This is a genomic window from Nocardiopsis flavescens, assembly GCF_900141985.1.
Lineage (GTDB): Bacteria > Actinomycetota > Actinomycetes > Streptosporangiales > Streptosporangiaceae > Nocardiopsis > Nocardiopsis flavescens.
Genome location: NZ_FQZK01000006.1, coordinates 124625 through 141980, shown reverse-complemented (window position 1 = coordinate 141980; position 17356 = coordinate 124625). Strand labels below are relative to the sequence as shown.

General features: G+C 75.6%; 18 protein-coding genes. 11 read left to right on the top strand and 7 right to left on the bottom strand.

What is annotated here, in order from left to right; genetic code table 11:
• Positions 1-111: 111 nt before the first annotated feature.
• Positions 112-1188, bottom strand: a complete 1077-nt coding sequence (locus BUE45_RS12805) for an Rv2578c family radical SAM protein (RefSeq protein ID WP_073379348.1) — start codon at positions 1186-1188, stop codon at positions 112-114.
• 190 nt (positions 1189-1378) lie between these two features.
• Positions 1379-2431, bottom strand: a complete 1053-nt coding sequence (locus BUE45_RS12800) for a LacI family DNA-binding transcriptional regulator (RefSeq protein ID WP_073379346.1) — start codon at positions 2429-2431, stop codon at positions 1379-1381.
• Between the two features lie 351 nt (positions 2432-2782).
• Here BUE45_RS12800 and BUE45_RS12795 point away from each other — a divergent pair, with 351 nt between their 5' ends.
• From BUE45_RS12795 to BUE45_RS12770, 6 genes are all read left to right on the top strand, one after another.
• Positions 2783-4300, top strand: coding sequence for a sugar ABC transporter ATP-binding protein (locus BUE45_RS12795; RefSeq protein ID WP_073379344.1), 1518 nt, complete (start codon positions 2783-2785; stop codon positions 4298-4300).
• Entirely contained in the window at positions 4297-5346 is a 1050-nt protein-coding gene (locus BUE45_RS12790) for an ABC transporter permease (protein WP_073379343.1), read from the top strand. The genes BUE45_RS12795 and BUE45_RS12790 overlap by 4 nt, the downstream gene beginning before the upstream one ends.
• Positions 5330-6415, top strand: a complete 1086-nt coding sequence (locus tag BUE45_RS12785) for an ABC transporter permease (RefSeq protein WP_073379341.1) — start codon at positions 5330-5332, stop codon at positions 6413-6415. Before BUE45_RS12790 ends, BUE45_RS12785 begins: the two co-directional genes overlap by 17 nt.
• Positions 6412-7476, top strand: coding sequence for a rhamnose ABC transporter substrate-binding protein (rhaS, locus tag BUE45_RS12780; protein ID WP_073379338.1), 1065 nt, complete (start codon positions 6412-6414; stop codon positions 7474-7476). Before BUE45_RS12785 ends, rhaS begins: the two co-directional genes overlap by 4 nt.
• Before the next feature lie 13 nt (positions 7477-7489).
• Positions 7490-7807 (top strand): L-rhamnose mutarotase, encoded by a 318-nt coding sequence (locus tag BUE45_RS12775; protein ID WP_073379336.1) that lies wholly within the window; start codon positions 7490-7492, stop codon positions 7805-7807.
• 161 nt (positions 7808-7968) lie between these two features.
• Positions 7969-8349, top strand: a complete 381-nt coding sequence (locus BUE45_RS12770; RefSeq protein WP_073379334.1) for a DUF1304 domain-containing protein — start codon at positions 7969-7971, stop codon at positions 8347-8349.
• Positions 8350-8626: 277 nt separating this feature from the next.
• Here the strand turns inward: BUE45_RS12770 and BUE45_RS12765 are convergent, their stop codons facing one another.
• Positions 8627-9394: an MBL fold metallo-hydrolase gene (locus tag BUE45_RS12765; RefSeq protein ID WP_073379332.1), complete on the bottom strand. Its 768-nt coding sequence runs from the start codon at positions 9392-9394 to the stop codon at positions 8627-8629.
• A 191-nt stretch (positions 9395-9585) separates the two neighbouring features.
• Here BUE45_RS12765 and BUE45_RS12760 point away from each other — a divergent pair, with 191 nt between their 5' ends.
• On the top strand, positions 9586-9906 hold the full coding sequence (locus BUE45_RS12760; protein ID WP_073379326.1) for a putative quinol monooxygenase: 321 nt from the start codon (positions 9586-9588) through the stop codon (positions 9904-9906).
• Positions 9907-10210: 304 nt separating this feature from the next.
• On the opposite strand, the gene BUE45_RS12755 is transcribed toward BUE45_RS12760, so the two are convergent.
• Both BUE45_RS12755 and BUE45_RS12750 read right to left on the bottom strand, forming a co-directional pair.
• Positions 10211-10645, bottom strand: a complete 435-nt coding sequence (locus BUE45_RS12755) for a GNAT family N-acetyltransferase (RefSeq protein WP_073379324.1) — start codon at positions 10643-10645, stop codon at positions 10211-10213.
• Positions 10645-12075: an acyl-CoA synthetase gene (locus BUE45_RS12750; RefSeq protein WP_073379322.1), complete on the bottom strand. Its 1431-nt coding sequence runs from the start codon at positions 12073-12075 to the stop codon at positions 10645-10647. The genes BUE45_RS12755 and BUE45_RS12750 overlap by 1 nt, the downstream gene beginning before the upstream one ends.
• A gap of 149 nt (positions 12076-12224) precedes the next feature.
• Between BUE45_RS12750 and BUE45_RS12745 the strand changes: the two genes are divergently transcribed.
• Complete coding sequence (locus BUE45_RS12745) at positions 12225-12869, top strand: CBS domain-containing protein (RefSeq protein WP_073379320.1); 645 nt, start codon at positions 12225-12227, stop codon at positions 12867-12869.
• Between the two features lie 425 nt (positions 12870-13294).
• Here the strand turns inward: BUE45_RS12745 and BUE45_RS12740 are convergent, their stop codons facing one another.
• Positions 13295-14056: an SDR family NAD(P)-dependent oxidoreductase gene (locus tag BUE45_RS12740; RefSeq protein WP_073379318.1), complete on the bottom strand. Its 762-nt coding sequence runs from the start codon at positions 14054-14056 to the stop codon at positions 13295-13297.
• An 88-nt stretch (positions 14057-14144) separates the two neighbouring features.
• Between BUE45_RS12740 and BUE45_RS12735 the strand changes: the two genes are divergently transcribed.
• A complete protein-coding gene (locus BUE45_RS12735) occupies positions 14145-14834 on the top strand; it encodes a TetR/AcrR family transcriptional regulator (protein WP_449406658.1) in 690 nt (229 codons plus the stop codon).
• Positions 14835-14908: 74 nt separating this feature from the next.
• Positions 14909-15496, top strand: a complete 588-nt coding sequence (locus BUE45_RS12730) for a hypothetical protein (protein ID WP_073379314.1) — start codon at positions 14909-14911, stop codon at positions 15494-15496.
• A 109-nt stretch (positions 15497-15605) separates the two neighbouring features.
• On the opposite strand, the gene BUE45_RS12725 is transcribed toward BUE45_RS12730, so the two are convergent.
• Entirely contained in the window at positions 15606-16154 is a 549-nt protein-coding gene (locus BUE45_RS12725; RefSeq protein ID WP_073379312.1) for a TetR/AcrR family transcriptional regulator, read from the bottom strand.
• A gap of 157 nt (positions 16155-16311) precedes the next feature.
• Here BUE45_RS12725 and BUE45_RS12720 point away from each other — a divergent pair, with 157 nt between their 5' ends.
• Positions 16312-17325: an SDR family NAD(P)-dependent oxidoreductase gene (locus BUE45_RS12720; RefSeq protein ID WP_084737182.1), complete on the top strand. Its 1014-nt coding sequence runs from the start codon at positions 16312-16314 to the stop codon at positions 17323-17325.
• Positions 17326-17356 lie beyond the last annotated feature (31 nt).

Below are 17356 nucleotides of genomic sequence, written 5' to 3'. Positions count from 1 at the left end.
CCTGCTCCGCCGCGCGCCCCTGCTCCGCCGCGCGCACCCTCCCCACCCCGCCCCCTGGGGGTCGCCCGCCCGCCGCCGTGTCCGAGTATCCGCCGCGCCCCGGCGCGGCGCCTACCCGGGGAACCCCAGGGCGAGCTGTTCGGGGCGGCGGCCGGCCGCCGCGTCCGGGGCCGCGTCCGGTGCGCGGCGGGCGGAGCCGGGGCGGTTCAGGCCGTGGCGTCCGGCGATCTCGCGGACGGCCTCGGTGACGATCCCGCGGTAGGACTCGGGTGCGTAGGAGCCCTGGCCGTACAGCCGCCGGTAGAGCGGCAGCAGCCGCGGGTGCTCGCGGGTGAGCCAGGCCCGGTACCACTCGCGGGCGCCGGGGCGCAGGTGCAGCACCACCGGGGTGACGCGGACCGCCCCGGCCGCGGCGATCGCGGCGACGGTCTCCTCGATCCGCTCGGCGGAGTCGGTCAGGCCGGGCAGGATCGGGGCCATCAGCACCGAGCACTCCAGGCCGCGTTCGGTCAGGCGGCGCACCGCGTCCAGGCGGGCGCGCGGCCCCGGGGTGCCCGGCTCCACCGTGCGCCACACCGCCTCGTCCACGGAGCCCACCGAGACGGCCATGCCCACGTCGGTGACCCGGGCGGCCTGTTCGAGCAGGTCGAGGTCGCGCAGGACGAGGGTGCCCTTGGTGAGGATGGAGAAGGGGTTGGCGGCGTCGCGCAGGGCGGCGATGATCTGCGGCATCAGCCGGTAGCGGCCCTCGGCCCGCTGGTAGGGGTCGGTGTTGGTGCCCATCGCGATGTGCTCGCCCCGCCAGGAGGGGCGGGCCAGCTCGGCGCGCAGGAGGCTCCCGGCGTTGACCTTGACGACGATGCGGGTGTCGAAGTCGTGGCCGGAGTCCAGGTCCAGGTACTCGTGCGTGCGCCGGGCGAAGCAGTACACGCAGGCGTGCGAGCAGCCGCGGTAGGGGTTGAGGCTCCAGCGGAACAGGGGGGACTCCCCGGGCACCCGGTTGATGATGGACCGGGCCCGGACCTCGATGGCGACGGGCTCGCCGTCCCCGCCCGCCCGCACCGGCCCGGGACCGGCCGTGCGGAGCCCGGCCCGCCCGGTGCCCCGCGGGGGCGGGGCCGGGGTGTGGTCGAACAGCGCGGTCTGTTCGACGGAGGTGGTCGACTCTCTCAGGTTCTCCCAGCGCATGAGTGGGATTCGAACATGTTTTCGAACGCATGTCGAGTGGGGTGCCCGGTGATTCGCGTGTCGGACATGCCGGGAATCGGACCGCCGCACGCCGGTTCCCCCGGCCCGCTCGGGGATCCCGGCCCCGGCGGTCCGCGCGGGGAGGAGAAAAAAATGAGGCGGCGCCCCGGGCGGGGCGCCGCCCGGGCGGTCAGGCAGGCCGGTGCGCCGCGGTCGACCCGCGCACGACCAGCTCCGGGCTGAACAGCAGCCGCTCGTGCGCGTGGCCCGGGTCGTCCAGCTCGGCGTTGAGCAGCCGCATCGCCGCCCGCCCCAGCTCGTACTTGGGCTGGGCGACCGTGGTCAGCCCCGGGTGGATGAGGTCGGCGAAGTCGACGTTGTCGTAGCCCATCACGGAGATGTCGTCGGGCACCCGCAGCCCCCGCCGCCCCAGCCCCTTGACCAGGCCCAGCGCCAGCTGGTCGTTGGCGCACAGCACCGCGCCGGGCCGCTGCCGGGGGCCGCCCGCCAGCACCTCGTCCACGGCCCGCTCGCCCTGTTCGGGGTTGAGCTGGGGCCGCTCCAGCACCCGCACCGCCGCGTCGGGGTCCAGCCCGGCCTCGGCGAAGGAGCGGCGCAGCCCCTCGTGGCGCAGCCGCACCTGCTCGATGGAGAACGGCCCGGACAGGAACGTCACCCGCTCGTGGCCCAGGCCGATGAGGTGGCGGCCGGCGATCAGCCCGCCGACCAGGTTGTCCACGCTGACGCTGCACCCGGTCTCCCCGCCCACGTCGCCGCGGTCCAGCGCCACCCAGGCGGTGCCCTGCCGGCGCAGCCAGAGCAGGTCGGACAGGTCGTCGTCGACGGGCATCACCACCGCGCCCGCGGCGCGCTGCTCGGCCAGCAGCCGGATGTTGCGCCGCTGGCGCTCGTGCGTCTCGGCGGAGTTGAGCAGCACCACGGCCAGGCCGCGGGCGGCGGCCTCGTCCTCCACGCCGCGCGCGACCTCGGTGAAGAAGGGGTTGGTCACGTCCAGCACCAGCAGCCCCACCGAGCTGCTGCGGCCCGAGCGCAGGCTGCTGCCGGAGGAGTTGCGCACGTAGTCGAGCTCGGCGATGGCCCGCTCGACCCGCAGGCGGGTGGCGGCGGCCACCCGCTCGGGGCGGTTGAGGACGTTGGAGACGGTGCCGGGGGAGACGCCCGCGTGTCTGGCGACCTCGGTGATCCCCACCTTGTGGGGCGCAGGGCTGGCACTGCTGGACACGTGGTTCTCCCGGGCTTCGCGGTCCGACGGGGACGGGCCGGCCCCCGCGTGCCGCCGACCGGCGCACCCGGGCGGTCCGGGGCGGGCGGCACTCGTTGTCGATCCATGGTCACAGCTCGTTTGAAACGTGTCAATGAAAGCGCTTGCGGAGTGGCTCCGGCCACCTCTGCGGGCGACCCTTCCCGGCACCCCCGGTGCGCCGTTATCCGGTTGACACCTGGGGTTTCCGAGGACCTCCCTTGACGGGACAGTGTGGGCCACCTAACATCCACTCCATATTAAAACGTTTTTGATGTTCCCGGTGGAGGATCCGTCCCCGGCCGTGGAACCGCACCGGAGAAGGAGGGCCACGTGGACCCATCGGAGGTCCCCCCGCCCCTCGCGCTGGTCGACGTCACCAAGTCCTTCGGCAGCGTCCGCGCCCTGCGCGGGCTGTCCCTGGAACTGCGCGCCGGAGAGATCCACGCGCTCGTCGGGGAGAACGGGGCGGGCAAGTCCACCCTGGTCAAGACCATCGCGGGTGTCCACCGCCCGGACACCGGGCAGATCCTGGCCGACGGGGAGCCCGCGGTGTTCGCCGCCCCCGCCGACGCCCAGCGCGCCGGGGTCGCGGTCATCTACCAGGAGCCCACGCTCTTCCCCGACCTGAGCGTGGCGGAGAACATCTTCATCGGCCGCCAGCCCCGTACCCGCCTGGGCACCGTCGACAGGGCGCGCATGCGGGCCGAGACCGCCGGGGCCTTCGGGCGGCTGGGCGTGGACATCGACCCCGACCGCCCCGCCAACGGCCTGTCCATCGCCGACCAGCAGCTGGTCGAGATCGCCAAGGCCCTCACCCGGCGGGCGCGCGTGCTCATCATGGACGAGCCCACCGCGGCCCTGTCCGGGGTCGAGGCCGAGCGCCTGTTCACCGTCGCCCGCACCCTGCGCGACGCCGGGTCGGCCCTGCTGTTCATCTCGCACCGCTTCGACGAGGTCTTCTCGCTGTGCGACCGCGTCACCGTCGTGCGCGACGGCGCGTTCGTCTCCTGCGACCCCACCGGCGACCTGGACGTCGACACCGTCGTGCGGCGCATGGTCGGCCGCGAGGTCACCACCCTCTACCCCAAGGAGGAGGCCGAGCACGGGGACGTCGTCCTGGAGGTCGACGGGCTGACCCGCGCCGGCGTGTTCGCCGACGTCGCCTTCTCCGTCCGCACCGGCGAGATCGTCGCCCTGGCCGGACTCGTCGGCGCCGGGCGCAGCGAGGTCGTGCGCGCCGTCTTCGGCGTCGACCGCTACGACGCCGGGTCCGTCCGCGTCGCCGGGCGCCCCCTGCCCGCCGGACGCCCCAAGGCGTCCATCGGCGCCGGCATGGCCCTGGTCCCCGAGGACCGGCGCCACCAGGGACTGGTCATGGAGGGCACCATCGGCCGCAACGCCACCTCCACCCGCCGCCGCGCGCTCAGCCGCTTCGGCCTGCTGCCCGCCCGCGCCGAACACGACGCCGCACGCGAGTGGGGCGAGCGCCTCGGCCTCAAGTACGGCTCCCTCGACGACGCCGTCTCCACCCTCTCCGGCGGCAACCAGCAGAAGGTCGTCCTGGCCAAGTGGCTGTCCACCGCGCCCCGGGTGCTCTTCGTCGACGAGCCCACCCGCGGCATCGACGTCGGCACCAAGGCCGAGGTCCACCGCCTGCTGTCCGCCCTGGCCGGACAGGGCCTGGCCATCGTCATGGTCTCCAGCGAGCTGCCCGAGGTGCTGGGCATGGCCGACCGGGTCCTGGTCATGCACGAGGGCCGCATCACCGCCGAACTCGACCGCGCCGTGGCCGACGAGGAGTCGGTCATGTACGCGGCCACCGGACAGCGACCGAATGAGGCCGCATGACGCACACACCCGCCACCGCGACCGGGGCGCCGGCCGGTGCGCCGCCCGGCGACAGCCGCCGCCCCGCCCGCGCCCGGCGCCGGTTCCGCGAGGTCGGCGTGCTCCTGGCCGTCGTCCTGCTCATCGCGGCGACCTGGCTGCACAACCCCGGCTTCCTCTCCCAGCAGGGCGTGCGCGACCTCTTCCTGGGCGCCACCGTGCTGGTCATCCTCGCCGTGGGCCAGTCCCTGGTGCTCATCACCAGGAACGTGGACCTGTCGGTGGGGTCGGTCCTGGGCCTGTCGGCCTTCGGCACCGCCGCGCTCTTCGCCGCCGTCCCCGGCCTGTCCGTCCCCGTCGGCATGCTCGCCGGGGTCGCCATCGGCCTGGCCTGCGGCCTGTTCAACGGCCTGCTGGTGAGCACCGTCCGGGTGCCCGCCCTGGTCGTCACCCTGGGCACCCTGTACATCTACCGCGGCCTGGACCACTGGTGGGCGGGCGGACGCCAGATCAACGCCGCCGACCTGCCCGCCGGGTTCCTCCAGTTGGGCCGGACCGGACTGCTCGGCGTCCCGCTGCCCGCCCTGGCCGCCATCGCCGTCGCCGTCGTCATCGGGGTCTACCTGTCCCGGTACCGCAGCGGACGCGAGCTCTACGCCATCGGCTCCAACGCCGAGGCCGCCCGCCTGTCCGGCATCCCCGCCGGGCGCCGCGTCGTGCTGGCCTTCGCGCTCAACGGCGCCCTGGCCGGCCTGGCCGGGGTCCTGTTCACCGCCCGCTACGGCACGGTCGACTCCACCGTCGGCACCGGCATGGAACTCCAGGTCGTGGCCGCCGCCGTGGTCGGCGGCGTCGCCCTCACCGGCGGCGTGGGCACCGTCTTCGGCGCCGTCCTGGGCGGCGTCCTCATGACCACCATCACCGCGGCCCTGCCGATCTGGCAGGTCGACCCGTTCTGGCAGCAGGCCGTCGTGGGCGTGCTCATCCTCGCCGCCATCGGCCTGGACCGGCTGCTCGCGCTGCGCACGGCGCGCAGGCTCCGAGGAGGAGGTGCCCGTGGCGCCTGACGACACCCCCGCCGCCCCCGACCGGGAGAGGCCGCGCACCGCCGCGCCGCGCTCCCCGCTGCGGTCGGCGCTGTCCACGCAGGGCGTCCCCGTCCTGGGCGCGCTCCTGGTCGTGGCCGCGGTCGCGGTCCTGACCGTCGACATGTTCGGCACCCCGCGCAACATCAACTTCCTGGTGCTGAGCATCGCCGCGATCGCCATGATCGCCCTGCCGATGACGCTCATCGTCATCACCGGCGAGATCGACCTGTCGGTGGCCAGCACCCTCGCCCTCACCAGCGCCACCCTGGGCGTCCTGTGGGAGGCGGGCACTCCGCTGGAGACGGCGATCCCCGTCGCCCTGCTGCTGGGCCTGGCCCTGGGCGCCCTCAACGGGTTCCTCACCACCGTGTGCGGGCTGCCGTCCCTGGCCGTCACCATCGGCACCATGGCGCTGTACCGGGGCCTGGCCTACGTGCTGCTGGGCGACCGGGCCGTCGCCAGCTACCCGCAGGACTGGGTGAGCGGGGTGCGCCAGCCCTTCCTGGGGATCCAGGGGCTGCCCTGGATCGCCGTCGCCATCGGGGCCCTGGCGCTGCTGTTCGCGGTGCTGCTGCACGCCACCGCGTTCGGCCGCTCCCTGTACGACATCGGCAGCAACGCCGAGGCGGCCCGGTTCACGGGCGTACCGGTGAAGTGGACCAAGTTCTGGCTCTTCACCCTCAGCGGGGCGGTCGCCTCCGGGGCGGGCGTCCTGTGGACCCTCCAGTACGGCACCTCCCGGGCCGACACCGCCATGGGCCTGGAGCTCCAGGTCGTCGCGGCGGTCCTGCTCGGCGGTGTCTCCATCTTCGGCGGCGTGGGGTCGATCCTGGGCGTGGTGTCCGGCGTGCTGATGCTCGGCGTCATCCGCAACGCCCTCCAGCTCTTCGGCATCGGCAGCGACGTCCTGCAGGTCGTCACCGGCGCCATCCTCATCGCCTCCGTCGTCACCCCCAACATCGTGGCCCGGGTGCGCTCCCGCCGCTCGCCCGCCGCCCCCACCGGAGCCGTGCCCGGTGACCGTCCACACAACGGAGAGAAGTCATGACACACCGTCCCCGCCACCTCCTCCTCGGGGCCTGCGCGCTCACCGCCGTCCTGATGACCGCCGCCTGCGGCGGGACCACCATCGACGACGCCCAGGACTCGGGCGGCAGCGGCCCCACCGGCACCGCCGACCCCGACGCGGCGATCCCCGAGGGCCTCAAGATCGACTTCCTGCCCAAGCAGCTCAACAACCCCTTCTTCGACATCGTCAACACCGGCGGCACCGAGGCCGTCGAGGAGCTGGGCGGCACCCCCACCGAGCGCGGCGGCACCGAGGCCACCGCCGACTCCCAGGTGGAGTACATCAACGCGGCCAGCCAGGCGGGCAGCGACGTCATCGTCATCGCCGCCAACGACCCCGATGCCGTCTGCCCGGCCCTGAACGAGGCCCGCGACAACGGGGCGGCCATCGTCGGCTACGACTCCAACGCCAACTGCACCGACGTGTTCGTCAACCAGTCCTCCACCGAGCTGATCGGCCGCACCCTGGTCGAGATGATCTCCGAGGACCTGGGCGGCGAGGGCACGTTCGCGGTCCTGTCGGCCACCCCCAACGCCACCAACCAGAACGCCTGGATCGAGGTGATGGAGGAGGTCCTGGCCGAGGACGACTACGCCGACCTGGAACTGGTCGACGTGGTCTACGGCAACGACGACGACCTCCAGTCCTTCCAGGAGATGCAGGGCCTGATCCAGGCCCACCCCGACCTGGACGGCGTGGTCTCCCCGACCACGGTCGGCCTGGCCGCCGCCGCCCGCTACATCAGCGACTCCGAGTACCAGGGCGAGTTCGTCGTCACCGGCCTGGGCACCCCCAACCAGATGAGCGAGTTCGTCCACGACGGCACCGTCGGGCAGTTCGCCCTGTGGAACCCGCTCGACCTGGGCTACCTGGCCGGGTACACCGGCGCCGCCCTCAAGGCGGGGCAGATCACCGGCGCGGCCGGGGAGACCTTCACCGCCGGGCGCCTGGGCGAGTTCACGTTCGAGACCGACGGCGAGGTCGTGCTGGGCCCGCCGCAGGTCTTCAACGCCGACAACGTCGACGACTTCGACTTCTGACCGGGGAGGCACCGTGCAACGGATCTGCTTCGTCCTGAAAGTCCGCCCCGACCGGCTGGCGGAGTACGAGGAGCGGCACGCCGCCGTCTGGCCCGAGATGCGCGAGGCGCTGGCCGGGGCCGGGTGGGGGAACTACTCGCTGTTCTCCGCGGGGGACGGCACGGTCATCGGCTACCTGGAGACCGAGGACTTCGACCGGGCCCGCGCCCTGATGGCCGACACGGAGGTCAACGCGCGCTGGCAGGCCGAGATGGCGCCCTTCTTCGAGGGGCTGGAGGCGGCCCCGGACGCGAGCATGGTGCCGTTGCGGGAGGTTTTCCACCTGCCCTGACCCCGCGGGCGCGGGGCGGCGCGGCGGTCGCGGACAGCGGCCGCCGCGCCGCCGTGCGGGCGGACGGTGCGGTCGGCCCCGGGCGCGGTGGTGCCGCGGGGGCGCGCGGGTACGGCAGACTCGTGCCGTCCGCCTTTCCGCCGAGGAGTCCGAGGTCCGCCGTGCAGATCGTCACCGTCCTTCTGGCCGCCGTCGCCGCGCTGGTCCACGTGTACATCTTCGTGCTGGAGTCGTTCCGGTGGACCGCGCCGTCCACCCGGCGGGTGTTCGGGATGTCCGCTCAGGCCGCCGAGACCACCCGCGAACTCGCCTACAACCAGGGCTTCTACAACCTGTTCCTGGCCGTGGTCACCGTCGCGGGCCTGCTGCTGTGGGCCCCGGTGCCGGCCGCCGGGATCGCGCTGGTCCTGGCCGGGACCGGCTCCATGGCCGCCGCCGCGCTGGTCCTGGTCACCCGCGACCCCGCCAAGGCGCGCGCCGCGATGGTGCAGGGCACCGCGCCCGCGCTGGCGGTGGTCTCGGCGCTGCTCACGCTGCTGTGACCCGGGCCCGGTGGCGGCGGGGCCCCGGTCCGGGGACCGGGGCCGCCGCACCGCCGGGTCGGTGACCGCGGGGCCCGGGCGCCGCTCCGGGGCGCGGCCGTCCGCGGTCCCGGGACGGTCCCGCCGGGGGAGATCGGGGGGTGCCCGCTCCACCGCCTCCCCCAGGGGTGCGCCGACCGGGACACCGCGCCGTGCGCGGGGCGTGCTCACCGGCCGGGGAGCAGGACCGTCCGCGCCTGCCCCACCGCCTTGTGCGGGTGGCCGGGCGGGAGCGTCCTCACCAGACGCGGGAGGAGTTCGCGCGCGCCTGTTCCACCGCCTCCCGGGGCGAGCCCCGCCACACCGGGCCGTGGCCGGGCAGCAGGGTGTCGGCCTCCAGCGGCGCCAGCGACTCCCACGACCGCGTCATCCGCGCCCGGTCGTGGTGGAACATCGACACCAGCGGCTGGGGGCCGTCGAACGACGTGAGCGGGTGCCCCGTCACCAGCGCGTCCCCGCTCACCAGCACCCCCAGCTCGGGCAGGTGGTAGCAGGTGTGGCCCGAGGTGTGCCCCGGCGCGGCGACCGGGACCGGGCGGCCCGGCAGGTCCAGCGCCCCCTCCGCGGGGAACGGCGTCGCCGCGTCCAGCCGGTGCTCGCCCAGGGCGCCCGCCCGCACGATGTGCAGCGCCCACGGCAGCACCCGGGGGCGCCAGGCGTTGGAGGCCACGTCCCGGGGCGTGGCCTGCTCCAGGAAGTCGCGGTGGGCGTGGTCGGCCTCGGTGGTGCCGGTGTGGACCGGGGTCCCGTAGCGGGCGGCGAACCGGTCCAGGGACCCGATGTGGTCCACGTGGGCGTGCGTCACCAGCACCGCCGCCACGTCCTCGGGACGGCGGCCGATCTCCCGGATCGATGCCTCCACGGCGTCGGCGTGCCCGGGATAGCCGCCGTCGATCAGGGTCAGGGAGTCCCCCTCGGAGACCAGGACCCAGTTGACGGACCCCCCGTCCACCAGGTGGACGCGGTCGGAGACCGGGACGAGACGGTAGTGGGCAGTGCGGCTCATGGCATCGCTTTCCATCGGGGAAGGGGACCTCCACCAGGGGTACGGGACGGCGGCCGGCCCGGTGCGCGTGACGATCGCAACGCCCGCGCGGGAGGCTCACCGGGGTCCGTGCGGCCCCGGTTCTGCCAGAGTGGGACCCGGGGCGAGGCGACACGGCGCGCCCCGACGCACCGCCTGCAAGGAGGCACGCCATGATCCTCATCGTCGTCAAGTTCCGGGTCAAATCGGAGGCCGGGGACTCCTTCCTCGACGCGGTCGCGGACTTCACCGCCGCCACCCGCGCCGAGCCGGGGAACCTGTGGTTCGAGTGGTCCCGCAGCGTCGAGCGCGAGAACGAGTTCGTGCTGGTCGAGGCGTTCAAGGACGGCGCCGCCGAGGCGCACGTGAACAGCGACCACTTCCGGGAGGGCCTGGCGGCCATGAAGCCGCTGCTCACCGAGACCCCGCTGATCGTCAGCCGCTCCGTCGAGGGCGAGGGCTGGGACCGGATGGGCGAGCTGACCATCGACTAGGCGTTCCGGCCCCGGGGGCCGGGAAAGCGGGGCCGCCGAGCGCGGGACGGAGCCGGTCACGGCCGCCCCGCCGGCTCCTCCCGCCCGGCTGCCCCGGCCCGCCCCCGGCCGGGGGCCGGCCGGACCGCTCGGCCCCGCCGCCGGCCCGGGCGCGGCGGGGACGGGTGCTCCCGCGCCCGACGGCCCGCCCGCGCCCCGGGGACGGCGCCCGCATGCGGGCGCGGGCGCCCCGGGGACGGTCGGGTGCCGGCGCCCCCGGGGCGGCCGTGTACGGGGGGACGCGGGGGACGCGGCGGGACCGCGCTCACCGCAGGCGCAGCAGCCCCGCCGCCGTGCCCGTGAACCCCGCCCGCCGGTAGAACCCCTCCAGGTGCGGCTCGAAGTCCACGTGCACCCACTCGATCCCCAGCGCGCGCAGGTCCGCCACCAGCGCCGCGACCACCCGGCCGCCCACACCGCTCCGCCGGTACGCGGCCTCGACGGCGGTGTCCAGCAGGAAGGCGTGCCGCCCCCCGTCCCACACCGCGTGCACGAACCCCACCAGACGCCCGCCGCGGAACTCCCCGGCCCAGGAGCGGCTGTGCCGGTCCAGCCGCGCGGCCCAGGGCACCGGTGCGTACGGGTGCCCGAACGCGTCCGCGTGCAGCCTCGACACCTGCGCGTCGTCGACGGGGAAGCGCACCCGCAGGTCGTGCCCGGCACCCGTCCCGGGCCCCGCGGCGCCGGGGGCGGCGCCCATCAGGCGCCCAGGGAGCGCTTGAGGATCTTGCCCATGTCGTTGCGCGGCAGCGACGCCACCACCCGCAGGGCGCGCGGGCGCTTGTGCGGGGCCAGCCGCTCGGCCACCAGGTCCGCCAGCTCCTCCAGCGAGGGCGCCTCGCCGGCGGGCACCACCCACGCCACCACGCGCTCGCCCAGGTCCGGGTCCGGCTCCCCGGTCACCGCCGCCTCCGCGACCGCCGGGTGCGCCAGCAGGACGCTCTCGATCTCCCCGGCGCCGATCTTGTACCCGCCGCTCTTGATGAGGTCCGTGCTCTTGCGCCCCACCAGCCGCACGGAGCCGTCGTCCGCGCGCACCGCCATGTCGCCGGTGCGGAACCAGCCGTCGGCGGTCATCGCCTCGGCCGTCGCCTCCGGGCGGTTCAGGTAGCCCGTGAACAGGTTGGGCCCGCGCACCTGGACCTCGCCCACCGCCTCCGGGTCGCCCGGAGGCAGCGGTGCCCCGTCCTCCTCCACCAGCCGCAACCCCACACCCTCCAGGGGGGTGCCCACCCCGCCCGGCCGGGAGCCGTCGCCGGGCCGGACCGAGGTGTTCATCAGCGTCTCCGACATCCCGTACCGCTCCACCACCCGGTGCCCGGTGGCCGCCGTCAGCAGCTCGTGGTCGGGCAGCGGCAGCGCGGCCGACCCCGACACCAGCAGCCGCGCCCCCGCCAGCGCCCCGGCCAGCTCCGGGTCCCCGCCCACGGCCAGCGCCAGCCGGTGGTACATGGTCGGCACCCCGAACAGCAGGGTCCCGCCGCCCCGCAGGGCCGCCGCCACCGCCGACGGCTCGAACCTGCCCGTGTGGTGCAGGGTCCCGCCCCGGCGCAGCGGTCCGAGCACCCCCAGCACCAGCCCGTGCACGTGGAACAGCGGCAGGGCGTGGACCAGCACGTCCTCACCGGTCCAGGACCACGCCGACGCCAGCCCGTCCAGGGTCGCGGTCACCGCCCGGCGCGGCAGCAGCACGCCCTTGGGTGCCCCGGTGGTCCCGGAGGTGTAGACGATGAGCGCGGTCGACTCCGGGTCGTGCTCGCGCCGCGGCGGTGCCGCCTCCGGCGCGGGGGAGGCGTCCACGTCGATCCGCCGCAGCCCGCCCAGCTCCGCGGGCACCCGCGTGCCGGGCGGGGCCAGCAGCAGGTCGGGGGCGCTGTCGCCGACGATGTGCGCCAGCTCCGCCGAGCCCGACCGCGGGTTGAGCGGCACCGCCGCCGCACCCGCCAGGACCGCCGCCACCACGGCCACGCACGTCTCCGGGGCCGGCAACGCCCACACGGCGACCCGCCCGCCCGCGGGCAGGTCGGCGGCCAGCCGGGACGCGGCCGACGCCAGCTCCCGGTAGGTCAGGGAGCGGTCGCCGAAGACGAGCGCGGTCCGGTCGACGGGGTCGACGACGAGCGGGAGCACGGCGGTTTCCTTCCCGGTGGGGACAAGGGGCGGTCCCCATCTCTATCGCACCCGGGGACTTCGGTCCCTCGCGCCCCGGCCGCGGAGCGTGTGGAATCGGGAGGGGGAGCGCGGACGGGGGGTCCGCGCCCAGGGGGAAGGGGGATTCCATGCTGGTGCGCGAGGTGATGTCCAGGGCCGAACCGGTCCTGGCCGAGGGGATGACGGTCCGCGAGGCGGCCGTGGCCCTGCTGGAGCACGGGGCGCAGACCGCCCCGGTGGTCGACGCGCAGGGCTCCCTCGTCGGCATCGTCTCGGAGGTCGACCTGCTGCACGGCCGCTTCGTCCCGGACCCGCGGGCCTCGGCCCTGCCGCGGCCCGGCCCGTCCGCTCCGGCGCCCGCCACCGTCGGCGTGGTGATGACCCGCACGGTGGTGACCACGACCGAGTACGGCGACGCGGCCGAACTCGCCGAGCGCATGTTCCACACCCGGCTGCGCTGCGTGCCCGTGCTGCGGGAGGGGCGGGTGATCGGCCTGGTCACCCGTACCGACCTGCTGCGCATGCACACCCGCGACGACGACGAGGTCCGGCGCGGCGTGCGCGCGGCCCTGGCGGAGGGCGCTCCCGCCGCCGGGGACTGGGCGGTGGACGTGTTCGAGGGGTCGGTGCGCCTGTCCCGGGCCGGGGCCGGGGACCACGAACGCCGCCTGGCCCTCACCGTCGCCGCGACGGTCCCGGGCGTGATCCGCGTGGCCGTCGGGGACGGCGCGGCGGACGGTTACGGGGAGGGCCCCGCGGCCGGGGCCCGGTGACGGCGGCGGCGCCCTGTACGGGAGCCGGGGCCCGTCCGGTGGGCGGCGTCCGGTGACACCGGCGGTGCTCCGCCCCTGAACGGAGGCCGGAGCCGCACGCGCACGGGGGCCGAGGGCCGGGTCCACCGGAGCGGCGGGCGGTCGGCGGTGACGGTACCTCCTCCCGCGCGGGGGCGGGCGGCGATCCGGAGGGCGCGCGCGATCCCCTCCCCGGGTCCCCGAACGTCGTAGCCGGGCCCTACCGTGCCCGGGACACGGGCGGGGGAGTGGACGGATGTCGCGTGCTTATCGAATCTGGCCGGCGGGGTTCGCCTGCGCCTGCGTCGGCGCGCAGACGCTCGGCTTCGGCCTCGTCCGGTACGCCGCCCGCTTCGGCCCCGGCCCGGCCGCGCCCGTCCCGGTCCCCGCCGCCCGCGGGCCCGACGTCAGACGGCGGACCACCCGTTGTCGACCGGCAGCACCGCGCCGCTCACGTTGCTCGCCGCGTCCGAGGCCAGGAACACGATTGCGGCGGCCTGCTCCCCGGGGTCCGCGACCCGGCCGATGGCGCCCGCGTACCGGCCCAGGGCCGCCGGACCGTCCACACCGGCCGGGGTTCCCAGGGTGATCCCGGTGGCGGTGCCGCCCGGGGCGACCGCGTTCACCCGGATGCCGTGGTCGCGGTACATGACCGCGGTCGACTTCACCAGCCCCACCACGCCGTGCTTGGCGGCCGTGTAGGCCGTCCCCGACGCACCGCCGCGCAGGGACGCCTCCGAGGCCGTGAACACGATCGAGCCCGCGCCCCGCTCCTTCATGAGCGGCAGGACCGCCCGGGTCAGCAGGAACGGGGCGGTGAGGTTGACCCGGATCAGCCGCTCCCACACCTCGTCGGAGACGTCGGCGGTCGCGGACATGTCGTCCATGACCCCGGCGTTGTTGACCAGCACGTCGACGCCGCCCAGCTCCTCCACGGCCGTGCGCACCACCTCGGCGACCACCGCGGGCGCGCTCAGGTCCCCGGCGACCGCCCGCGCCTGGACCCCCGCGGCGCGCGCCTCCTCCGCGGCGGCCCGCGCCCCGTCCCCGTCGATGTCGGCCACCAGGACCGAGGCCCCCTCCGCGGCGAAGGCCCGGACCGCCGCGCGGCCGATGCCCGAGCCGCCGCCGGTGACGATGACCGTCCTGCCCCTGAGACCCGTCTCCATGGCTGCCTCCTCGTGTGTTCGGCGAACGGCCCGCGCCGCCGCTCCGCCAGCCTACGTCCCTTTTTGTCGCTCAGCGACATTTTGTCTTGTGAGGACATCCACGGCTAGACTGGCCGCCACCACGGAGCAGAGGACGGTGGAGGCGATGGCCACGGTCGCCAGGGGCAGGCCGCCCATGACCGAGCGGCGCAAGCGGATCATCAGGCTCCAGATCGCCCGCGCGGCACTGGAGCTGTTCACCGACAAGGGCGTGGCCGGGACCACCGGCGACGACATCGCGCGGGCCATCGGCGTCTCCACCCGCACCCTGTGGCGCTACTTCCCCACCAAGGAGGGCTGCGTCCGGCCGCTGCTCACCAGCGGCCTGGAGATGATGGCCGACCGCCTGCGCGACTGGCCCGCCGGCCTGGGCCTGGTGGACCACCTCGACCGGACCGGCGCGTTCGACGAGGGCGGGGAGGCCGTGGAGGAGCCGGTGGCCGCCCTGATCCGGATGACCCGGCACGAGCCCGGACTCATGGCCGTCTGGCTGGACGTGCACCGGGCGGCCGAGGACGTGTTCGCGGGGATCCTCGCCGAGCGCCGGGGCACCGACCCCGGCGACCTCGCCGTCCGGGTCCAGGCCGCCGCGCTCAACGCGGCCCTGCGCACGGCGGCCGAGCGCCAGGCCCTGCGCGCGGGGAACGCCGCCGGGGAGGGCGGCCCCGGCGGGATGGGGGCCCTGCTGCGGGTGGCCCTGGCGGCCCTGGCGGACGGGTTCGGGCCGATCCGTCCCTGAACCGGTCACGATCCGTGTCCGGATCAGGCGTTTTTCAGGTCTTACCGCTACCGCACCACGGGTACGGTGACCGGATGAGCACCACACCGGAAGACCACACGGGCCCGGAGAACACCGGGCCGAAGCCGGAGGGGGCGGGGCAGCCGACCTTCGAGCCCGCGACCTCGGTCGCCGAGGCGCCCCGAGACTCCGAGGCCCGGTACTCCGGGGCGGAGCACTCCGAGGAAGAGCACCACCCCGCCGAGGAGGACGGGACCGGTGAGGAGGCCGGGGCCGGTGCCGTCGCCGTCCCCGCGGCCGGGGGCGTCCTGTCCGCGGAGACCTTCGCGCTCGTCGGCCTGGCGCTGCTGGCCGTGACCGTCCTGTCCGGGCAGCTGGTGGAGCTCTTCACCGGCATGGTCCTGGTCGGCGGGAACCCGATCGCCGCCGAGCAGATCACCCAGATCCGGACCCAGATCGCCGCGGGCGGCACACTGGCGCTGCTCACCGCGCTGGCCTCCGCCCTGTCGCTGGCCCTGGCCAACGCGGGCTCGCGCCCCTGGGCCCGGTGGGCCGCCACCGCCGGCCTCATCGTCGGGCTGCTGTTCGTGCTGGTCGCGGTGGCCGCCTTCCTGATGATCCCGGACGCGGCCCCGGCGCAGCCGATGGCCCCGCCCTTCTAGCGGCACCGCACCACGGCGGCGGGGCGCGGAGCCCCGCCGCGGCGGCCCCGGACGGCACCCGCCGCCCGGGGCCGCCCGTCGTCGTGCCGGGGCACGGCCCCGTGCCCCGTCAGGGTGTGGGGCGCAGCCCGGCGAGCAGGACGTCGACGAACAGCGCGCGGTCGTCCTGCGGGGTGAGGCGGACGGCGTACTCGATCCCGCACACGAGCCGCTCCACCTGGTCGGCCGTGAGGTCGGCGCGCACGGCCCCGGCCCGCTGGGCGTTGCGGAGCACCTCGTGCAGCACGGCGAGGGTGGCGGCCTTGAGCTCGGCGATCTCGGGGCTCACGTCCTGCGCGGCGAGCAGGACGGCTTGGAGCCCGCCCGACTCCAGGTGCAGGTCCACCACCGAGCGCAGCGCGGTCTCGAAGGCGGGCCCGGGGTCGGGGCCGGCGGCGGCCTCGCGCGCGATCCCGTTGAGCCGTTCCAGGGCGTCCCGGGTCAGCTCCTCCACGAGCGCGTGCGCCGTGGCGAAGTGCCGGTAGACGGTGCCCACCCCCACCCCCGCCTCGCGGGCGACCTCGTTGAGCCGCAGGTCCTTGGGGTCGGCCCGGCGGGCGGCGGCCAGGATGCGCTCGCGGCTGCGGGCCGCGTCCGCGCGCAGCGGGGTGGAGGTCATGTCCGGGATCCTATCCGGCCGCCGGGAGGGAGCCGGGGGGCGCGGAACGGGTGCTTCGGGCGTGCCCCGACGAAAAACGGATAAGTCATCCGTTTCAATGCTAGGGTCGATCTTGGCGGATAGATTATCCGTTTTTCTCGGACGTGAGGAGAGGGCCATGGCGCGCACGCCGCGGACCACGCGCAGGACACCGGCGGCACCGGACACCCCGCGGGCGCCGGGCCGGGAGGAGGCCTGGGACCCGGCCCGCCTCGACGACCAGCGCGGGCGCACCGTCGTGGTGACCGGGGCGACCTCGGGCATCGGCTACTTCGCCGCCGAGCAGCTCGCCGGGGCGGGCGCCCGCGTGGTGCTCGCCGGCCGCTCACCCGCACGCCTGCGCACGGCCCGCGCCGCGATCCTGGAGCAGGTCCCCGGCGCCGCCGTGGACGAGGTGGTCGTCGACCTCGCCTCGCGGGCCTCGGTGGCCGGTGCCGCCGCGGAGCTGGCGGGGCTGGACCGGATCGACGGGCTCCTCCTCAACGGCGGGTCCATGGCCATGAAGGCGTCCGAGACCACCGAGGACGGGCTCCCCATGCAGCTCGGCACGCACGTCGTGGCCAACGTGGCGCTCGTGGCCGGGACACTGCCGCTGCTGCTGCGCACCGGGCGGGACACCGGCGTGCCCGCGCGGATCGTGCACACCTCGACCGGGTTCGTGGAGCGGCTGCGCAGGCCCCTCACCGACGCCCTGCGCACCTCCGGGTTCGGGCTGGTCGCCTACACCAGGGCCAAGGCGCTCACCGAGGTGTTCGGGTTCGAGCTGGACCGTCGCCTGCGCGCGGCCGGGGAGCCGGTGCACTCGCTGGTGGTGCGGCCGGGCGTCGGCGTGGACGCCCGGACTCCCCGCCGCGCGGGCGTCCGCGACGAGACCGTTCCGGGCCGGCGCAACCCCTACACCCCCTGGGCGCAGGGCAAGGACGCCGCCGCCTGGCCCGCGGTGCGGGCCCTCACCGACCCGCGGGCGCGGGGCGGCGAGCTGTACGTCCCCGAGAACGGCGTCCGCGGGGTGCCCGTGCGCGGTGAGCCGCGTGCGCTGGCCGCACCGGACCGGGTCGGCCACCTGTGGCGCCAGCTCGAAGACCTGGCGGGCGTCACCGTGCCCGTCCCCGGGGCCGGGAGTCCGGGCTGACCTGACGGCCGCCGACCGCTGCGGTGGAACG

Coding starts and splice junctions, on each gene's coding strand:
- BUE45_RS12805 (WP_073379348.1), bottom strand. CDS start 1,188: ATGCGCTGGGAGAACCTGAGAGAGTCGACCACCTCCGTCGAACAGACC.
- BUE45_RS12790 (WP_073379343.1), top strand. CDS start 4,297: ATGACGCACACACCCGCCACCGCGACCGGGGCGCCGGCCGGTGCGCCG.
- rhaS (WP_073379338.1), top strand. CDS start 6,412: ATGACACACCGTCCCCGCCACCTCCTCCTCGGGGCCTGCGCGCTCACC.
- BUE45_RS12765 (WP_073379332.1), bottom strand. CDS start 9,394: ATGAGCCGCACTGCCCACTACCGTCTCGTCCCGGTCTCCGACCGCGTC.
- BUE45_RS12760 (WP_073379326.1), top strand. CDS start 9,586: ATGATCCTCATCGTCGTCAAGTTCCGGGTCAAATCGGAGGCCGGGGAC.
- BUE45_RS12755 (WP_073379324.1), bottom strand. CDS start 10,645: ATGGGCGCCGCCCCCGGCGCCGCGGGGCCCGGGACGGGTGCCGGGCAC.
- BUE45_RS12745 (WP_073379320.1), top strand. CDS start 12,225: ATGCTGGTGCGCGAGGTGATGTCCAGGGCCGAACCGGTCCTGGCCGAG.
- BUE45_RS12740 (WP_073379318.1), bottom strand. CDS start 14,056: ATGGAGACGGGTCTCAGGGGCAGGACGGTCATCGTCACCGGCGGCGGC.
- BUE45_RS12730 (WP_073379314.1), top strand. CDS start 14,909: ATGAGCACCACACCGGAAGACCACACGGGCCCGGAGAACACCGGGCCG.
- BUE45_RS12725 (WP_073379312.1), bottom strand. CDS start 16,154: ATGACCTCCACCCCGCTGCGCGCGGACGCGGCCCGCAGCCGCGAGCGC.
- BUE45_RS12720 (WP_084737182.1), top strand. CDS start 16,312: ATGGCGCGCACGCCGCGGACCACGCGCAGGACACCGGCGGCACCGGAC.